Annotated in this window: 14 protein-coding genes; 6 read left to right on the top strand and 8 right to left on the bottom strand. The window is 37.1% G+C overall.

Features of this window, described 5'->3' with window-relative positions:
* Positions 1–13: 13 nt before the first annotated feature.
* The gene (gene nadC / locus FJ651_RS06255; RefSeq protein WP_140989623.1) at positions 14–874 is read right to left on the bottom strand and encodes a carboxylating nicotinate-nucleotide diphosphorylase; all 861 of its coding nucleotides are present in this window, start codon (positions 872–874) and stop codon (positions 14–16) included.
* A 104-nt stretch (positions 875–978) separates the two neighbouring features.
* Here nadC and rlmH point away from each other — a divergent pair, with 104 nt between their 5' ends.
* Entirely contained in the window at positions 979–1,452 is a 474-nt protein-coding gene (gene rlmH, locus FJ651_RS06260; RefSeq protein ID WP_140989624.1) for a 23S rRNA (pseudouridine(1915)-N(3))-methyltransferase RlmH, read from the top strand.
* 41 nt (positions 1,453–1,493) lie between these two features.
* Here the strand turns inward: rlmH and FJ651_RS06265 are convergent, their stop codons facing one another.
* Positions 1,494–1,793, bottom strand: coding sequence for an HPF/RaiA family ribosome-associated protein (locus FJ651_RS06265; protein ID WP_140989625.1), 300 nt, complete (start codon positions 1,791–1,793; stop codon positions 1,494–1,496).
* 81 nt (positions 1,794–1,874) lie between these two features.
* Positions 1,875–3,257, bottom strand: a complete 1,383-nt coding sequence (locus FJ651_RS06270) for a TIGR00366 family protein (RefSeq protein WP_140989626.1) — start codon at positions 3,255–3,257, stop codon at positions 1,875–1,877.
* Positions 3,258–3,365: 108 nt separating this feature from the next.
* Here FJ651_RS06270 and FJ651_RS06275 point away from each other — a divergent pair, with 108 nt between their 5' ends.
* From FJ651_RS06275 to FJ651_RS06285, 3 genes are all read left to right on the top strand, one after another.
* The gene (locus FJ651_RS06275; RefSeq protein WP_140990130.1) at positions 3,366–3,947 is read left to right on the top strand and encodes a non-canonical purine NTP diphosphatase; all 582 of its coding nucleotides are present in this window, start codon (positions 3,366–3,368) and stop codon (positions 3,945–3,947) included.
* A gap of 268 nt (positions 3,948–4,215) precedes the next feature.
* On the top strand, positions 4,216–5,997 hold the full coding sequence (locus FJ651_RS06280) for a DEAD/DEAH box helicase (RefSeq protein WP_140989627.1): 1,782 nt from the start codon (positions 4,216–4,218) through the stop codon (positions 5,995–5,997).
* A gap of 165 nt (positions 5,998–6,162) precedes the next feature.
* Positions 6,163–6,942 carry a carboxypeptidase-like regulatory domain-containing protein gene (locus FJ651_RS06285; RefSeq protein WP_140989628.1) on the top strand — a complete coding sequence of 260 codons (780 nt, stop codon included), beginning with the start codon at positions 6,163–6,165 and terminating at the stop codon, positions 6,940–6,942.
* On the opposite strand, the gene FJ651_RS06290 is transcribed toward FJ651_RS06285, so the two are convergent.
* Positions 6,935–7,597 carry a TrmH family RNA methyltransferase gene (locus FJ651_RS06290; RefSeq protein WP_140989629.1) on the bottom strand — a complete coding sequence of 221 codons (663 nt, stop codon included), beginning with the start codon at positions 7,595–7,597 and terminating at the stop codon, positions 6,935–6,937. The genes FJ651_RS06285 and FJ651_RS06290 overlap by 8 nt on opposite strands.
* A gap of 69 nt (positions 7,598–7,666) precedes the next feature.
* On the opposite strand from FJ651_RS06290, the gene FJ651_RS06295 reads away from it, so the two are divergent.
* Positions 7,667–8,341, top strand: a complete 675-nt coding sequence (locus tag FJ651_RS06295) for an SIR2 family NAD-dependent protein deacylase (protein WP_140989630.1) — start codon at positions 7,667–7,669, stop codon at positions 8,339–8,341.
* Positions 8,342–8,395: 54 nt separating this feature from the next.
* Positions 8,396–10,462, top strand: coding sequence for a TonB-dependent receptor family protein (locus FJ651_RS06300; protein WP_140989631.1), 2,067 nt, complete (start codon positions 8,396–8,398; stop codon positions 10,460–10,462).
* Positions 10,463–10,468: 6 nt separating this feature from the next.
* Here FJ651_RS06300 and FJ651_RS06305 read toward each other — a convergent pair whose 3' ends face one another.
* The 4 genes from FJ651_RS06305 to FJ651_RS06320 are packed head-to-tail and all read right to left on the bottom strand — an operon-like array spanning position 10,469 to position 14,909.
* Positions 10,469–12,103 (bottom strand): ABC-F family ATP-binding cassette domain-containing protein, encoded by a 1,635-nt coding sequence (locus FJ651_RS06305; protein ID WP_140989632.1) that lies wholly within the window; start codon positions 12,101–12,103, stop codon positions 10,469–10,471.
* Positions 12,104–12,156: 53 nt separating this feature from the next.
* Positions 12,157–13,404 carry a glycosyltransferase gene (locus FJ651_RS06310; protein ID WP_246085326.1) on the bottom strand — a complete coding sequence of 416 codons (1,248 nt, stop codon included), beginning with the start codon at positions 13,402–13,404 and terminating at the stop codon, positions 12,157–12,159.
* Positions 13,405–13,411: 7 nt separating this feature from the next.
* A complete protein-coding gene (locus tag FJ651_RS06315; RefSeq protein ID WP_140989633.1) occupies positions 13,412–13,879 on the bottom strand; it encodes a heme-binding domain-containing protein in 468 nt (155 codons plus the stop codon).
* Between the two features lie 52 nt (positions 13,880–13,931).
* On the bottom strand, positions 13,932–14,909 hold the full coding sequence (locus FJ651_RS06320) for a DUF1028 domain-containing protein (RefSeq protein WP_140989634.1): 978 nt from the start codon (positions 14,907–14,909) through the stop codon (positions 13,932–13,934).
* Positions 14,910–14,925 lie beyond the last annotated feature (16 nt).

Consider the following 14,925-nt stretch of genomic DNA (forward strand, 5'->3'; position numbering starts at 1 on the left):
TACAAATCAAAATTTAATCTACGGCTTTCAAACTTAAATCCATATTGTAAACCGAATGTGTTAAGGCACCGGACGAAATATAATCCACACCACATTCTGCATAGGCTCTTATGGTGTTCTCGTTAATACCGCCCGACGATTCGGTTTGGCATTTATGACCAATCATCTCAACAGCTTTTTTAGTGTCTTCGTAATTGAAATTGTCTAATAAAATTCGGTGAATGCCGTCATTTTTTAAAATCTCGGCCACCTCATCCAAATTGCGAGCTTCAACAATGATTTTTAAATTTTTTCGTCGTTCTTTTAAATATTGCTTAGTTTTTTCGATGGCTTTGGTAATACCACCGGCAAAATCGATATGATTGTCTTTCAACATAATCATATCATACAATCCATAACGGTGATTTTCGCCACCACCAATTCTTACAGCCCATTTTTCAATGGTTCTAATGCCCGGTGTGGTTTTTCTGGTATCTAAAATTTTGGTATTAGTGCCGTCCAGCATATCTACATATTGTTTAGTTTTGGTAGCTATGGCACTCATGCGCTGCATGGCATTAAGCACCAACCTTTCGGCTTGTAAAATAGATCGCGACGGACCTTCAACATAAAATACAATATCACCGTATTTAACAGGCGCGCCGTCTTCAATTAAAGTTGTAACAGTAAAATTAGCGTCCACATAACGAAACACTTTTTTTGCAAATTCAACTCCGGCAATAATACCTTCATCTTTTACCAACAACTTAGCCTTGCCTATAGCATCGGAAGGAATACAAGCCAACGAACTGTGATCGCCATCTCCAACGTCCTCGCGTATGGCATTAACTATAATTAAATGTAACTCATTGTTGAATTCTGCTTCAGAAATCATATCAACTAAATTTTATGTAAAAGTAACAAATTCAAAATTCACAGACTGCTAACCGGCAGGTAATTTACTAATTACAAATTCCAATAAAATTGTAATTTTGCCTAATGACTATTAAACTGATATGCATAGGTAAAACCGACAATAAAGCATTGGAACTTCTGATGACTGATTACATCAAACGACTCTCTTTTTACACCCGTTTTGAGTTGGAAGTAATTCCTGATTTAAAAAAAGCCAAAAACCTAAGTGAGACCGAACAAAAGCAAAAAGAAGGAGAGCTAATTTTAAGCAAAATATCAACATCTGATGTATTGATTTTACTTGATGAAAACGGTCAACAATACAGCTCAGAACATTTTGCCGATTACCTTCAAAAACATATGAATTCGGGAATTAAAAACTTGGTATTTGTAATCGGCGGTCCGTATGGCTTCTCAGAAATGGTGTATCAAAAATGCTCCGGAAAGGTCTCGCTGTCTAAAATGACCTTTTCCCACCAAATGATTCGTTTGTTTTTTATTGAGCAATTGTACCGCGCTCATACCATTTTAAAAAACGAACCTTACCACCACAGATAAACCGTGGTAGTAAGGTTGCGTATTTAAGCGTCTAACTTAAATTAATGTGTTTTAAAGGTTTCTTTGCGTTTTTTTAGTTGTTTTTCTAAATCACTAATGGTTTCTTTAACGGCTAATTCGTAGTTGCGTTCATTAGAAGTCGCGAAAATACGGGGTCCCGGAAGACTTAATTCCATACTGCAAATCTTTCCGTTTACATTGTCTTTTACATCTTCTTTAATGGCAACATCCGCACTTATCAACCACTCGTATTTTTTAGTTAATTTTTGTAGACGTTTTTCAATAAAAGCATCTAAACTTTCACTGCGGTCTAATTGAACATATTGAATGATTACTGTCATGTATCTTAATTTTTCTTGATTTACTCAAATATAATCAATAAAAAACAAAGGCTATATGACTAACATCATTTGCGGTATTTTTTAAATGGGTAAAAAGGAAATAATAGCCACTTGTAAAATAAAAAACACAACTACTGGTAGTACCAGATACCCCATAACATCACGTGCTTGCAGGTTTATACCGGCACCCATAATTGGCAAAACCAGTAATAAATAAAAAGGCTGAATCATGTTGCTTAAACTTTCGCCGTAGGCAACAGACATAGATGCTTTGGCTACCATAGCATCTATTTCGGATTGAGACAAGCCAGTACCAATTTCTTTGACCGCTTCGATAATACTCGGACCAATAACAGCAAATTCGCCGCCTGCTGAAGGAATGGCAAAGTTTACAAATCCGCCGGTTACATATGCAAAAAACGGATAGGTATCCATAGTAGCAACTGAAGCTAAAACCTTCGCCGTAGCTTCACCCAATCCTGTGTATAACATAATGCCCATAATGCCAGCGTAAAAGGGATATTGAAATAAAATTCCTGAGACGTTACTACTGGCGTGTTTCATCGAAATAACGTACCGCATAGGCGTTTGATGAAAGGCCATTCCCAACATTAAAAAAATGAAAATCATGATATTGAAATTCAAATCTAATCCTCTCGTGCTAAAATGATATCCAATATAAATGAGACCCATCAAAACTACCACCCACTGAATGATACGACTATTGTTAAGTTTGTCTGATATCGCTTTAAAGGGTAGTTTTAAAGCTTCGGCCTCGGTTTTTATTGAATTGTTTTGTTGATTATTAACTGACTTCAGTTCTAAAGTTGACTTTTTAGGTTTTAGTAATAACATTAATAGCGGTGCGCCAATTACCATGAGTGCCATCATAGCCAGATTCATCACTGATCCCAATGTATAAGTAGTTGGAATTAAATTTTCAAGAATACCTTTGGAAATCAAATAATTATTTTCTGTATTTAATAACAAGGGAATAGAACTCGACAAACCCAAAACCCAACTATTCATTGAAAAATATACACAGGCTACCAAATACGGATAGTGAATTCCATTAACCCGAAGCGCCAAAGCCCGAGCTAAAAAACAGGTAATAACTATCCAACCAAAACTTATCATTGACAATAACATACCTGTCATTACTACAAAAAAGTAAACTTGCGCCGGTGTTTTAATATACCTTGCCAGATAATCCACACCCTTGCCAATAATTGGTGATAAGGCAATACTGTAGCCGGTAATAATGATTAAAACTATTTGCATACCAAACTCCAGCAAATCAAAAAAACCGCCATACCAGGCTTTAATAATATCTATGGGTTGACTGTCCATAAAAAAATAGGCCCCTAAAACAGTTACCAGTGTAAGCAACAAGGCAAATACAAAGGCATCGGGCATAAACTTGATGAATAGTTTGGTAAACTGATCTCCTATTTTTGAAATCATATAACAGTAATTTTAATGATTGCTTATTGGCTTATTAAAAAAGAAAACTTAGTACTATAAAGTTAATATTAGTTATTTTTAAGTCCGATTTTTGATAACATTTTTATGATACAAATAGTTTTCGCTTCCAACAATTTAAACAAACTGAAGGAAGTTCAATCAATGCTTCCAACGAATATACATATTTTGAGTTTAAATGACATTGGTTGTAATGAAGACATCCCTGAAACCCAGCCTAGCATTAAAGGCAACGCCATTCAAAAAGCACAATACATAGAAGACCATTACGGCTACGATTGTTTTGCTGACGATACAGGCTTAGAGGTTGAAGCGCTTAACAATGAACCAGGCGTTTACTCGGCCAGATACGCCGGAGAACAACGCAATAATGAAGATAATATAAATTTACTTCTTAAAAATTTAGAAAATCAAAGCAACAGACAAGCCCAGTTTAAAACGGTTATTGCCTTACACTATAACAACCAGGTACATACCTTCACAGGAATTTGCAAAGGCAACATCACTTTAGAAAAACAAGGTCATAAAGGCTTTGGATACGACCCGATTTTTAAACCGTTAGAATCAAACCAAACCTTTGCCGAAATGTCTCTTCAAGAAAAAAATCGCATTGGCCACAGGGGAAATGCTATTAGGCAATTGGTTGATTTTTTTAATAAGTTAGATGTTTAGTCTAGTTCTTATCTCATAAAAAGCGGTTATATAAACACACGGTTTCAACCGTGGGTTCCAAAAATAATTTCACTTCAGCTTATAATATTTTAATAAACAACGTTTTAACATTACTACACTCAAAATAGGAAATCTCAATTATTATCGTACCTTTGCCGCTTAAAATTCCTCAGGGTGAGGATGTGTTACAAGAAGTTGAGGTTTAAGTATGTCGATTTGCTTCTAAGTGGCACAAAACGTTAGACAATCGAATACTTATTACTTTAGAATGAACACATTCCACGAATTAGGTCTTAACCAAGACCTTTTAAATGCCATTACCGATTTAGGATTTAACACGCCTAGCGAAGTTCAAATCAAAACCATTCCTGTTTTACTCGAGCAAGATACCGACTTAGTAGCCTTGGCCCAGACAGGTACAGGTAAAACCGCAGCTTTCGGTTTCCCGATGTTGCAAAAAATAAACATCAACAGTCGTAGCACCCAAGGTTTGATTTTATCGCCAACGCGAGAACTTTGCATGCAAATTACCAACGAACTTAAGCTTTACGGTAAATATTGCAATGGTTTAAATGTAGTAGCTATCTATGGTGGCGCCAGTATTACAGACCAAGCACGCGATGTAAAACGCGGTGCACAAATCATTGTAGCAACACCCGGCCGTATGAAAGATATGATTAACCGAAACCTGGTTGACATTTCCCAAATAGAATATGCCGTTTTAGACGAGGCCGACGAAATGCTAAATATGGGCTTCTACGAAGACATTACCGATATTTTATCGCACACACCTAAAGAAAAAAATACCTGGTTGTTTTCGGCTACCATGCCACAAGAAGTGTCTACCATCGCTAAAAAATTTATGAAACAGCCCGTTGAAGTTACTGTTGGCGCAAAAAACGTTGGTAGCGAGCAAGTATCTCACGAATACTATATGGTTGGTGGTCGTGACCGTTATGCCGGATTAAAAAGATTGGCCGATGCCAATCCTGATATTTTTTCGGTGGTATTTTGCCGAACTAAAAGCGACACCCAAAGAGTGGCAGAAAAATTGATTGAAGACGGTTACAATGCCGGTGCTTTACATGGCGATTTAAGTCAGAATCAGCGCGACATGGTCATGAAAGCCTTTAGAGCAAAACAAATACAAATGCTGGTAGCTACCGATGTAGCTGCACGCGGGATTGACGTTGAAGATATTACACACGTTATTAATTACCAGCTTCCCGACGAAATTGAAACCTATACGCACCGTTCTGGAAGAACCGGTCGTGCCGGAAAAACCGGTATTTCTATGGTCATCATTACCAAAAGCGAAATACGTAAAATCAAGGCTATTGAGCGCATCATTAAAAAACAATTCGTTCACAAACAAATACCTAACGGATTAGATATTTGCCAAGTTCAATTAATGTCTTTGGCGCATAAAATTCACAATACCGAAATTAACCACGCTATAGACGACCACATTGAGGAAATCAACACCTTGTTTGCAGATACTAGCAAAGACGAACTTATTAAAAAATTCTTCTCGGTGGAGTTTACCCGTTTCTATAACTATTACAGAAACTCTAAAGACCTTAATGCCGCTGATAGCGGAAAGCACAGTGATAGCGGTGATTATACACCATCAGAAAATGCCGTTAGATATTTTATTAATGTAGGTAGGAAAGACGGTTACGACTGGATGAGCTTGAAAGATTTCTTAAAAGCTGTCCTGGATTTGGGCCGAGATGATGTGTTTAAAGTTGAAGTGAAAGAAACCTTTTCGTTTTTTAGCACTGATGCCGAGCACATGCCGAAAGTGGTTGAATTCTTCACAGATTTTAAACACAACGGCCGTTATGTAAATGTTGAAATTTCAACAGATAAAGGCAGAAAAGAAAAAAGTCGCGGTAGTAAATTTTCTGGAAAGCGAAGAAGTAGCGATTTTGAAAGTCAGCCATCAGGTAATTTTAAACGCAGCGGTGGCGATAAAGGCAAAAAAACCAAATCGTTTGGCAAGTTTGACGGTGCTGTTTCCAGACCCAGAAAATCAAGACGTAAGTAGCAGAGTATTGTTAATTTAAAGTCAAATGATAAGGCTAAGCATAAGGATTTACTTATTATTCTTAACTTTGTCTTATAATGATGTGGTGTAAGTTAGTCTCAAATTGAATTCCGCTTTAATTTTTTTTGGTTCACTTTTTGCTCATCAAGTTGATAAAACTAATACATGAGGATTGTTTTAACCGCTTTACTGGTATTTTTTACGCTGCATTTTGGCTTTGGTCAGGAACCTGAAAAAATTCACGGTACCATTGTTAATGGTTCAAACGACCAACCACTTGAAAATGTAAACATTGTTAACTTAAATCAGGTGATTGGTACCTCAACCGACGAGAAAGGCTATTTTGAAATTAAAGCCGAAGTGAACGATACCTTACATCTCTCCTATCTCGGTTTTAAATCGATTAGAATTCGTGTTACCAACGACTGGTTTAAATACGGCTCTACCACCATTAAAATGACGGAGCTGGCTTTGGCACTTGAAGAAGTTGTGGTATTTCAAAATAAACTTACCGGATTTTTAGAAGTCGATATCAAACAAATTCCGTTGAGATCTAATAACCGATTTAGCGTTTCGGGCCTACCTAATCAAGGATATGAAGCCGGTTCGCGTGGCAGTGGCGTTAACAAGGTGTTGAGTTCTATACTCAATCCCGCCGATTTACTTTACAATATGTTTGGCAGTAAACCCAAAGAAATGGCCAAACTCAGGAAAATGAAGGAAGACGACCAGATTAGAAACGTCCTGGCAAGCAGATTCGACCGGGAAATGCTCATGGCACTGCTCAACGTTGATAAGTTTGATTTAGATGAAATGGTAAGCCAATGCAACTATTCTAAAGATTTTATCATGACTGCCAACGATTTACAAATATTAGACGCCATTAGCGAATGTTACGAAGAATATAAGGTACTGAGCCGAAACAAAAAAGGCAAGTCTAACTAACCTTGTCGTCGTAGTATCTGGCTACAATCTTGTCGAAATCTTTCACGGTTTTTTTAATCCATTTTAAGTATTGTTCGTTTATTTCATCTTTAGAAAATTGCCAGTTTAGATCACTGTTTCTCAACCTTGAAGTAACGTCTTGTAAAATAATGGCGGCTGATACTGATATATTTAAACTTTCGGTAAAACCAATCATTGGAATCTTTAAAAAACAGTCAGCTTGTTGCAAAACAGTTTCACTCAAGCCTTCAGTTTCCCTTCCGAAGAAAAAACACGACTTTTTGGTGACATCAAAATCACTTAATAAAACATCGTTGTTATGCGGCGTCGTGGCAACAATCTGGTATTGTTGTTTTCTTAATTCTTTGATACAATCTTCAACTTTATGATACCTGTGCACATCAACCCATTTTTGTGCGCCCATGGCAATTTCTCTGTCTATTCGTTTAAGATTGCGTTCTTCAATAACATGTAAATCTTGCACCCCAAACACATCGCAACTGCGCATTACAGCGCTTGTATTATGAAGTTGGTAAACATCTTCAACCGCAACACAAAAATGTCTGGTTCGTTGAGATAATATGGCTTCTATCCTATTTTGCCGTTCCGGCGTTATAAAGGTTTTGAGATATTCTAAAAGTTTTAAATCGGTCATGTTTTCAAAGATAAATCAATTCTGTATTTTTAACCAATGAAGCAGTCGCTCAAACTAAATTAATTTAAAATGAAACATCTGGTAGTTTTAACCGGGGCCGGAATGAGTGCCGAAAGCGGTATCAAAACCTTTAGAGATGCCGATGGCTTATGGGAAGGCCACGATGTTATGGAAGTGGCTTCGCCTCAAGGTTTTGCTAATAATCCAAAACTTGTTTTAGACTTTTACAACCAAAGACGAAAGCAATTGTTTGAAGTCATACCTAATTATGCACACAAAGCGCTGGCCGAACTAGAACAACACTACAAGGTAAGTATTATCACACAAAATGTAGACGATTTACACGAACGCGCCGGCAGCAGCAAGATTATTCATCTTCACGGCGAATTACTAAAAGCCAGAAGTATATTCGATACTGATATCATTTATGATTGTAACGACGATATAAAATTAGGCGATTTGTGCCCTAGAGGTTATCAGCTAAGACCACACATTGTATGGTTTGGTGAAGAAGTTCCAATGATTGAAACCGCTATGGAAATTTGCGCAACGGCCCATATACTGCTAATCATAGGCACCTCAATGCAAGTGTATCCGGCAGCCGGATTATTGCATTATGCGCCGCCAGATATACCTGTTTATTTTATTGACCCCAAACCTGCGATTACACCCAAAAAACACTTAACAGTTGTTTCTAAAACCGCTACAGAAGGCATCAAAGATTTATTGAAAATTCTAACTTAACTTTTAGACTTAACCAACCCGAATAAGCTATTTTTACAGAAAAATACAGGCAACTTGAAATACTTTTTTTGCTTAACAGTCTTTATTTTATTAAAGGTCAATGTCTTTAGTCAAACCCAAAAAGACACCACCCAGCTATCTGAAATTACCTTAGTTAAAGAAGCCGGTACCAAATACCAAAATACAGCCATTTCTGTATCTCAGTTATCAGCTGCAGATTTACAAAAAAACGATGGAGTCATCATTACGTCGGCGTTGAACAGTATTCCCGGTGTTTACATGCAGCAAGGCAATCTTAACACCAATCGCATTACCATTAGAGGTATTGGAGCCAGATCTCAATTCAGCACCAACCGAATCACCACTTATTTTGAAGATATTCCGCTAACCAATGCCGAAGGCGAATCGGTAATTGAAGATATAGACGTTGAAAATTTAGGCGGAATTGAAGTTTTAAAAGGTCCAAACAATTCCATTTACGGATCAGGATTAGGTGGAGTAATCCTACTAAAATCCAAACCCATTATAAATAATTTTGTTCAAAACATAACCCAAGTTGGCAGTTTTGGTCTATGGCGACAAAATATTTCGGTTGGTGTACAAAACGAAAATAATTATCTTCTGACCAACTACAATCATCTGCAAAGCGATGGTTTTAGAGACAATAGTCGCTATAACCGGGACGCCTTTAACTTAAGCGGAAGCTTGGCTTTAAATGAAAAAAGTAAGTTGAGTTTTATTTCGGTTTTTACCAGACTAAAAGCCTTTATTCCGAGTTCTCTCAACGAAACCGATTTTGAAAACAATCCGCAAACAGCTCCTGCCAACTGGGCGCAATCGGAAGGTTTTGAGTCATACAAGAGGCTGGTTTTGGGAATTAATTACAAACTAAACATCAATGCACGTTTAAACTGGTCTACCAGCATTTTTGGTAATTATAAAGATGCTTTCGAGCCGAGACCTTTCGATATTTTAGATGAAGTCAATGGCGCCTTAGGTTTGCGCTCACTATTAAATTACAATACCAAATTGTTTAATGCCGACACACAATTAACAGTTGGCACCGAACTCATGACTGAAGATTATACATTTTCCTTATTCCGAAATTTATACCAACAACAACCCGGTGTGGGCAGTGTTAAGGGCGACCAATTTGCGAAAACCAATCAGAATAGAAATTACATCAGAGCTTTTATCAGTCAATCTACCAACATAAACAATACCTGGTTTTTTGAAGCCGGATTGTCGTTGAACAGTACAACTTATACTCAAAAAGACGAGTTTAATTCAGATACATCTTCTGAAAGAGAATCTTACAGCTTTGAAACCGTATTGTCACCAAGATTGGGTATTTCTTACAAAGCCAACCCAAATACCAATATTTTTGGCTCGGTGAGTCGTGGATTTTCAGTGCCGTCGGTAGCGGAAACTTTAACACCTGAGGGCAGCATCAATACCGAACTTAAACCTGAACGAGGTTGGAATTATGAAGTTGGTGTAAAATCAACCTTACTTAAAAACAAACTCTACACAGAGTTAACATTATACAGCCTTCAAGTTAATAATTTATTAGTAGCCAGACGTATTGCCGAAGATCAATTTGTAGGTATCAACGCCGGTGAAAGCAGCCACAAAGGTGCTGAATTAAGTTTGAGATATAACGAAACCCTTTTTAATAATATTGAAGTAAGCCCTTATTTTACCGGAAGTTTAAATCACTACCGATTCAAAGATTTTGTTGATGGTGATGAGGACTTCTCAGGTAATAAGCTAACAGGTGCGCCAAATGTGCAATGGCAAACAGGCTTAGATATCAATACCGATTTCGGATTGTCAATTTTTGCTTCGTTATTGCACGTTGGTGCTATACCTTTAAACGACGGCAATACTTTGTTTAGCGATGCCTATAGTGTTACCAATTTAAAAGCGATGTACCAATTTCCGTTATTTAAATCTATTATTGCAAATATTTCAGCAGGGGTAAATAATTTATTCGATTTAAATTATGCAGCGAGTATTTTACCTAACGCTGTAGGTTTTGGTAATTCGGCACCACGTTACTTTTATCCTGGTGCGCCGGTTAATTACTTTGGGAATATCAATTTAAGATACCAGTTTTAATATCTTTTATTGTAAATCAATAGCTTTAAGATTCTCTAACCTGTTTCTCACCAAGAAATCGTCAATGGTTTCGAAATGTTCAATAACGCGCTGGTCTTTAAATTCAAATACCTTTTTAGCCAAACCTTGTAGAAAATCGCGGTCGTGCGAGACTAAAATCAAGGTACCGTCAAAATCCATGAGTGCTTCTTTAAGAACATCTTTTGACTTTAAATCCAAATGATTTGTTGGTTCATCTAGTATAAGCAGGTTAACCGGTTCTAACAACAATTTCACCATGGCTAGTCGGGTTTTTTCACCACCCGAAAGTACACTTACTTTTTTGTCGATATCATCGCCTTTAAACATAAATCTACCCAAAATGTTCTTGATTTGGGTTCTGATATCTCCTTGCGCAACCTCATCCACGGTTTGAAAAATAGTTAATCCTTCATCTAATAATGACGCTTGATTCTGAGCAAAATAACCTACTTTTACATTATGCCCCAACTGGCACTGACCTTCAACTTCAATTTCGCCCATGATGGCTTTTATCATAGTCGATTTACCTTCGCCGTTGCGGCCTACAAACGCTACTTTTTCACCTCTGGAAATAGACATGTTGGCGTTTTTAAACACCACCTTCCCTCCATAGGATTTAGACAAATCTTTAACAGTAACGGGATAATCACCTGAACGCTGCGCCGGTGGGAAACGCAATTTCAAAGCAGAAGTATCAATTTCGTCAACCTCTATAATTTCCAGCTTTTCAAGCATACGCTCGCGAGAATTTACCTGATTTGTTTTAGAATAGGTACCTTTAAATCGTTCAATAAACGCCTGCGTTTCGGCAATAAATTTTTGTTGTTCTTGATAGGCTTTTATTTGATGGGCACGACGCTCTTCGCGCAATTGCAAATAATGACTGTAATTGGCTTTATAATCGTAAATTCTGCCCATAGTTACTTCTATAGTTCGGTTGGTAATGTTATCGATAAAAGCGCGATCATGCGAAATAACCATTACAGCCTTAGCCTTATTAACTAAGAAATCTTCTAGCCAGATCACCGATTCAATATCAATATGGTTGGTAGGCTCATCTAATAAAATTAAATCCGGTTTTTGAAGCAGAATTTTAGCCAATTCTATACGCATGCGATAACCACCACTAAATTCGCTTGTTTTTCGGGCAAAATCTTCGCGTTTAAAACCCAAACCTCTTAAGGCTTTTTCAACCTCAGCGTCGTAATTAACATCTTCTAGAGCGTAAAACTTTTCACCCAAATCAGACACTCGTTGAATTAAATTCATATAATCATCAGACTCGTAATCGGTTCGGGTTTCGAGTTGTTGGTTGAGATTATCCATTTCAGCCCTCATTTCAAACACATGTTGAAAGGCCTTAGAAGCTTCTTCAAAAACGGTGTTATGATCCTCGGTTAATAAATGCTGTGGTAAATAAGCAATAACGGCGTCTTTTGGAAAGCGAACACTGCCTCGGGACGGTCTTTGTTCTCCTGCTATAATCTTCATCATGGTAGATTTACCGGCGCCATTTTTGCCCATTAAGGCAATTTTATCGTTTTCGTTGATGGTAAAAGACACACCACTAAATAAGGTGCTTCCACTAAATTCAACAGCTAAATTATCGACTGAAATCATTCTTAAATTTTAAAGGCTGCAAAGCTATTAAAAAGAATAACAATTTAAGATGATTAATTGGGATTTTGAATTTGCTTGGCTTCAATCCATTTGCTCATATACTTCGTGCTTTGAATGGTGTGATGCTGCAATAATTGACCAATAAAATTTTCTTGACGATGACGGGCCAGATTGTTAGATAGATTTTCGATAGTATTGATCAACGCCTTCTCAAATTTTTCTTTTTGAAAACGTTCATTGATCACTTTAAACCCGTTATTGCTATAAAATTGCCATTCAGATGGGTCTTTGTAAAGTAATACAGCTTGTTTGGCATAATCTTTTGGGTTGTCTAAAACGCAATCATCTGTTTCCATAAGGTTAAAAATACCTTCGGCAGCAACTGTGGTCATGATGCAAGGGGTACCGTTTGTCATAGCATCTATCACCTTCCCTTTTAATCCGGCACCAAAGCGCAAAGGTGCTAAACAAATTCTGCTGTTTTGCATTACTGTGTTGACATCTGCTACATGACCTTTTACCAGAAAACCTTCCTTTTCATTGTTAAGTTGCAGCACCTTTTCAGTTGGGTAAGCACCATAAATATGCAATTCTGCTTCAGGAAGTTTAGCTTTAATTAAGGGCCAAATGGTTTGCTTTAAATACAGAACGGCATCTAAGTTGGGCTCATGACGAAAATTTCCGATAGTCACAAAATTAGAACGTTCCTCAAATTTTGGCAATGCCTCTATTTGGGCTGATGTAATCGGGTTTAAAAGAAAAGGTAAATAGACGAGCAAATTGGGATTAATTTCGAACTCGCCACGCAAAAAACACATTTCTTCTTCAGAAATTATCAAGCTCAAGTCAGATCGATAAATAGATGCTATTTCGCGTTTGGTAAAATCGTTGTAGAGAAAACTATCATCGAAGGGTATTCCTTGTTTTAATGCAATTTGTCTGCCTTTTCTTAAAAAGTGTAAATCTTCGGTATCTAAAATTTTGATGGCATTTGGACAGTTTTCGGTAACACGCCAGCCAAATTGTTCTTCGGTCATAAAACGGTCGAAAATGACGATTTGAGGATTCAATTCAGAAATGAAATCGTCAAAACCAGAATGATTTAATTGTATACTTGCCGTTTGAACACCGATGGCTTCTAAAGCAAATGACTGATTAGTTTTAGAACTGGCAGAAACAAAAGTAATTTGGTAACCAGAATTCTTAAACATATCAATTAGCTGCAGCATTCTGCTACCGGCCGCAGTACTGTTAGGTTCTGGCCAAACAAAACCGATAATCAAAAGTTTTGGTTGTTTCAAAAATTATTTATTGAGGCTCAGGAGTTAAGGTGTATTTAAATCGTACCAGTTGCGCCCAGTATACCATTTCTTGTATTTGGTCATGGGTTAAATCGGCTTCGTGATGTGTCCATGTGTATGAAGGTAACGGCATTTTCTTTTCTTTAACCTCTTCAATCAACTCCTCCATTTTATGGTCCTTTTTCTTATCGCTGTAATCTGCCCATTTTGAAACGTTAAAATGAGATTTTCCTTCTACAACATGACTATTAATCCAATAGTTAACCGGAGTAATACTGTTATACCAAGGATATCTGGTGTGATCTGAATGGCAATCAAAACAATTGTTTAATAAAATATCTTTGACCTCATCGGGTGGATTGGTATCGACTAAAAAGTGATCTACAGAAACTATGTCGCCATCATTTTTATCAGGCGAAAAGAACTGCGCCACGATAATTATTACCAATAAAAAAAACATTACTTTTTTAAGCATACGAAAGGATTTTATTAGATTGATTAAAAGTAAAAAAAAACTAAGATGATTTTTACAATTCCATTACTGTTTTTAAAACTTCCGGCGAAACATTGAGTAACTTACTCCTTACAAGCCTGGAAGTAAGTGTTCTCCAATTATTGTTAGTTTCAAAAATAGATTTCAAAATGGGTAATGCCTTATCTATATCGTTGTTATTAAGTAAGTTGACGGCATACCAATACTGCATTTCAAGATTTTCGGGGAACATTTGTTGGGCGTTTAAATACATGTCCTCAGCGGTTTTAGAGTCGCCATTTTCCATGGCTACATCACCCTTATTCATAAAATCGTAAGCTTTATGCACCTTCACCAATCTTTCAAGTTCTTCAATAGGGTTATCACTGTCTTCTACCCTCAATTCCATTTTGGTATCTTGCCAACTATTTCCGGTAGCTTTGGCATTAACAATTAAAATAGCAGCGCTTTGTTTACCCCTAATATCGCCTTGTTCACGCTCAGCTGCCTTTAATGCCGCCATTAATCTATCTTCTAAATTACCGGAATAATTTTCAAACGCCCTTGCCATAGCATCAACTACAGTATTTTTAAGCATCATATTGGCCTGAACTGAATAATTTTTACCACGCTTATGGCCTGCCTCCTCAATGCATAATTTTCCGGTATGTGTAGCGGTCAATCCTTCTTTATTGAGCATGGCCACCTGCCTGTAGGCCTGGCCTTCGTCGTTTGCCAACAATACTTCTAAAGCCTGCTGCGGTTTTAATCCCTGTTTCATAAGCGCTAAGCCTTTTGGTCCGTAAGCAGGGTTCACTAAAGATTGTGTAGCAACAACTCCAACTTCGGCTTCACCATAAATTACCAAACTGCCAACACTAAACCAATGGCTCTGCACTGCTACCCCCATTTCTCCGGTAGTTTCGTCTAAGGCTACTATACTATAGGTATGTGTAAACGGCTCAGATTTTTTATAAACCTGAGATTGAGCCAAAAAACTTATAAAAAAGATAGAAAGTAAAATTGATTTCATAAAATGAAAATTCGTT

Origin of the sequence: Paucihalobacter ruber, from assembly GCF_006494535.1 — a bacterium.
Classification (GTDB): domain Bacteria; phylum Bacteroidota; class Bacteroidia; order Flavobacteriales; family Flavobacteriaceae; genus Paucihalobacter; species Paucihalobacter ruber.

Bases quoted from the DNA above. Each gene is read 5' to 3' on its own strand.
- nadC (WP_140989623.1), bottom strand. From the start codon at position 874: ATGATTTCTGAAGCAGAATTCAACAATGAGTTACATTTAATTATAGTT.
- rlmH (WP_140989624.1), top strand. From the start codon at position 979: ATGACTATTAAACTGATATGCATAGGTAAAACCGACAATAAAGCATTG.
- FJ651_RS06265 (WP_140989625.1), bottom strand. From the start codon at position 1,793: ATGACAGTAATCATTCAATATGTTCAATTAGACCGCAGTGAAAGTTTA.
- FJ651_RS06270 (WP_140989626.1), bottom strand. From the start codon at position 3,257: ATGATTTCAAAAATAGGAGATCAGTTTACCAAACTATTCATCAAGTTT.
- FJ651_RS06280 (WP_140989627.1), top strand. From the start codon at position 4,216: ATGAACACATTCCACGAATTAGGTCTTAACCAAGACCTTTTAAATGCC.
- FJ651_RS06285 (WP_140989628.1), top strand. From the start codon at position 6,163: ATGAGGATTGTTTTAACCGCTTTACTGGTATTTTTTACGCTGCATTTT.
- FJ651_RS06290 (WP_140989629.1), bottom strand. From the start codon at position 7,597: ATGACCGATTTAAAACTTTTAGAATATCTCAAAACCTTTATAACGCCG.
- FJ651_RS06295 (WP_140989630.1), top strand. From the start codon at position 7,667: ATGAAACATCTGGTAGTTTTAACCGGGGCCGGAATGAGTGCCGAAAGC.
- FJ651_RS06305 (WP_140989632.1), bottom strand. From the start codon at position 12,103: ATGATTTCAGTCGATAATTTAGCTGTTGAATTTAGTGGAAGCACCTTA.
- FJ651_RS06315 (WP_140989633.1), bottom strand. From the start codon at position 13,879: ATGCTTAAAAAAGTAATGTTTTTTTTATTGGTAATAATTATCGTGGCG.
- FJ651_RS06320 (WP_140989634.1), bottom strand. From the start codon at position 14,909: ATGAAATCAATTTTACTTTCTATCTTTTTTATAAGTTTTTTGGCTCAA.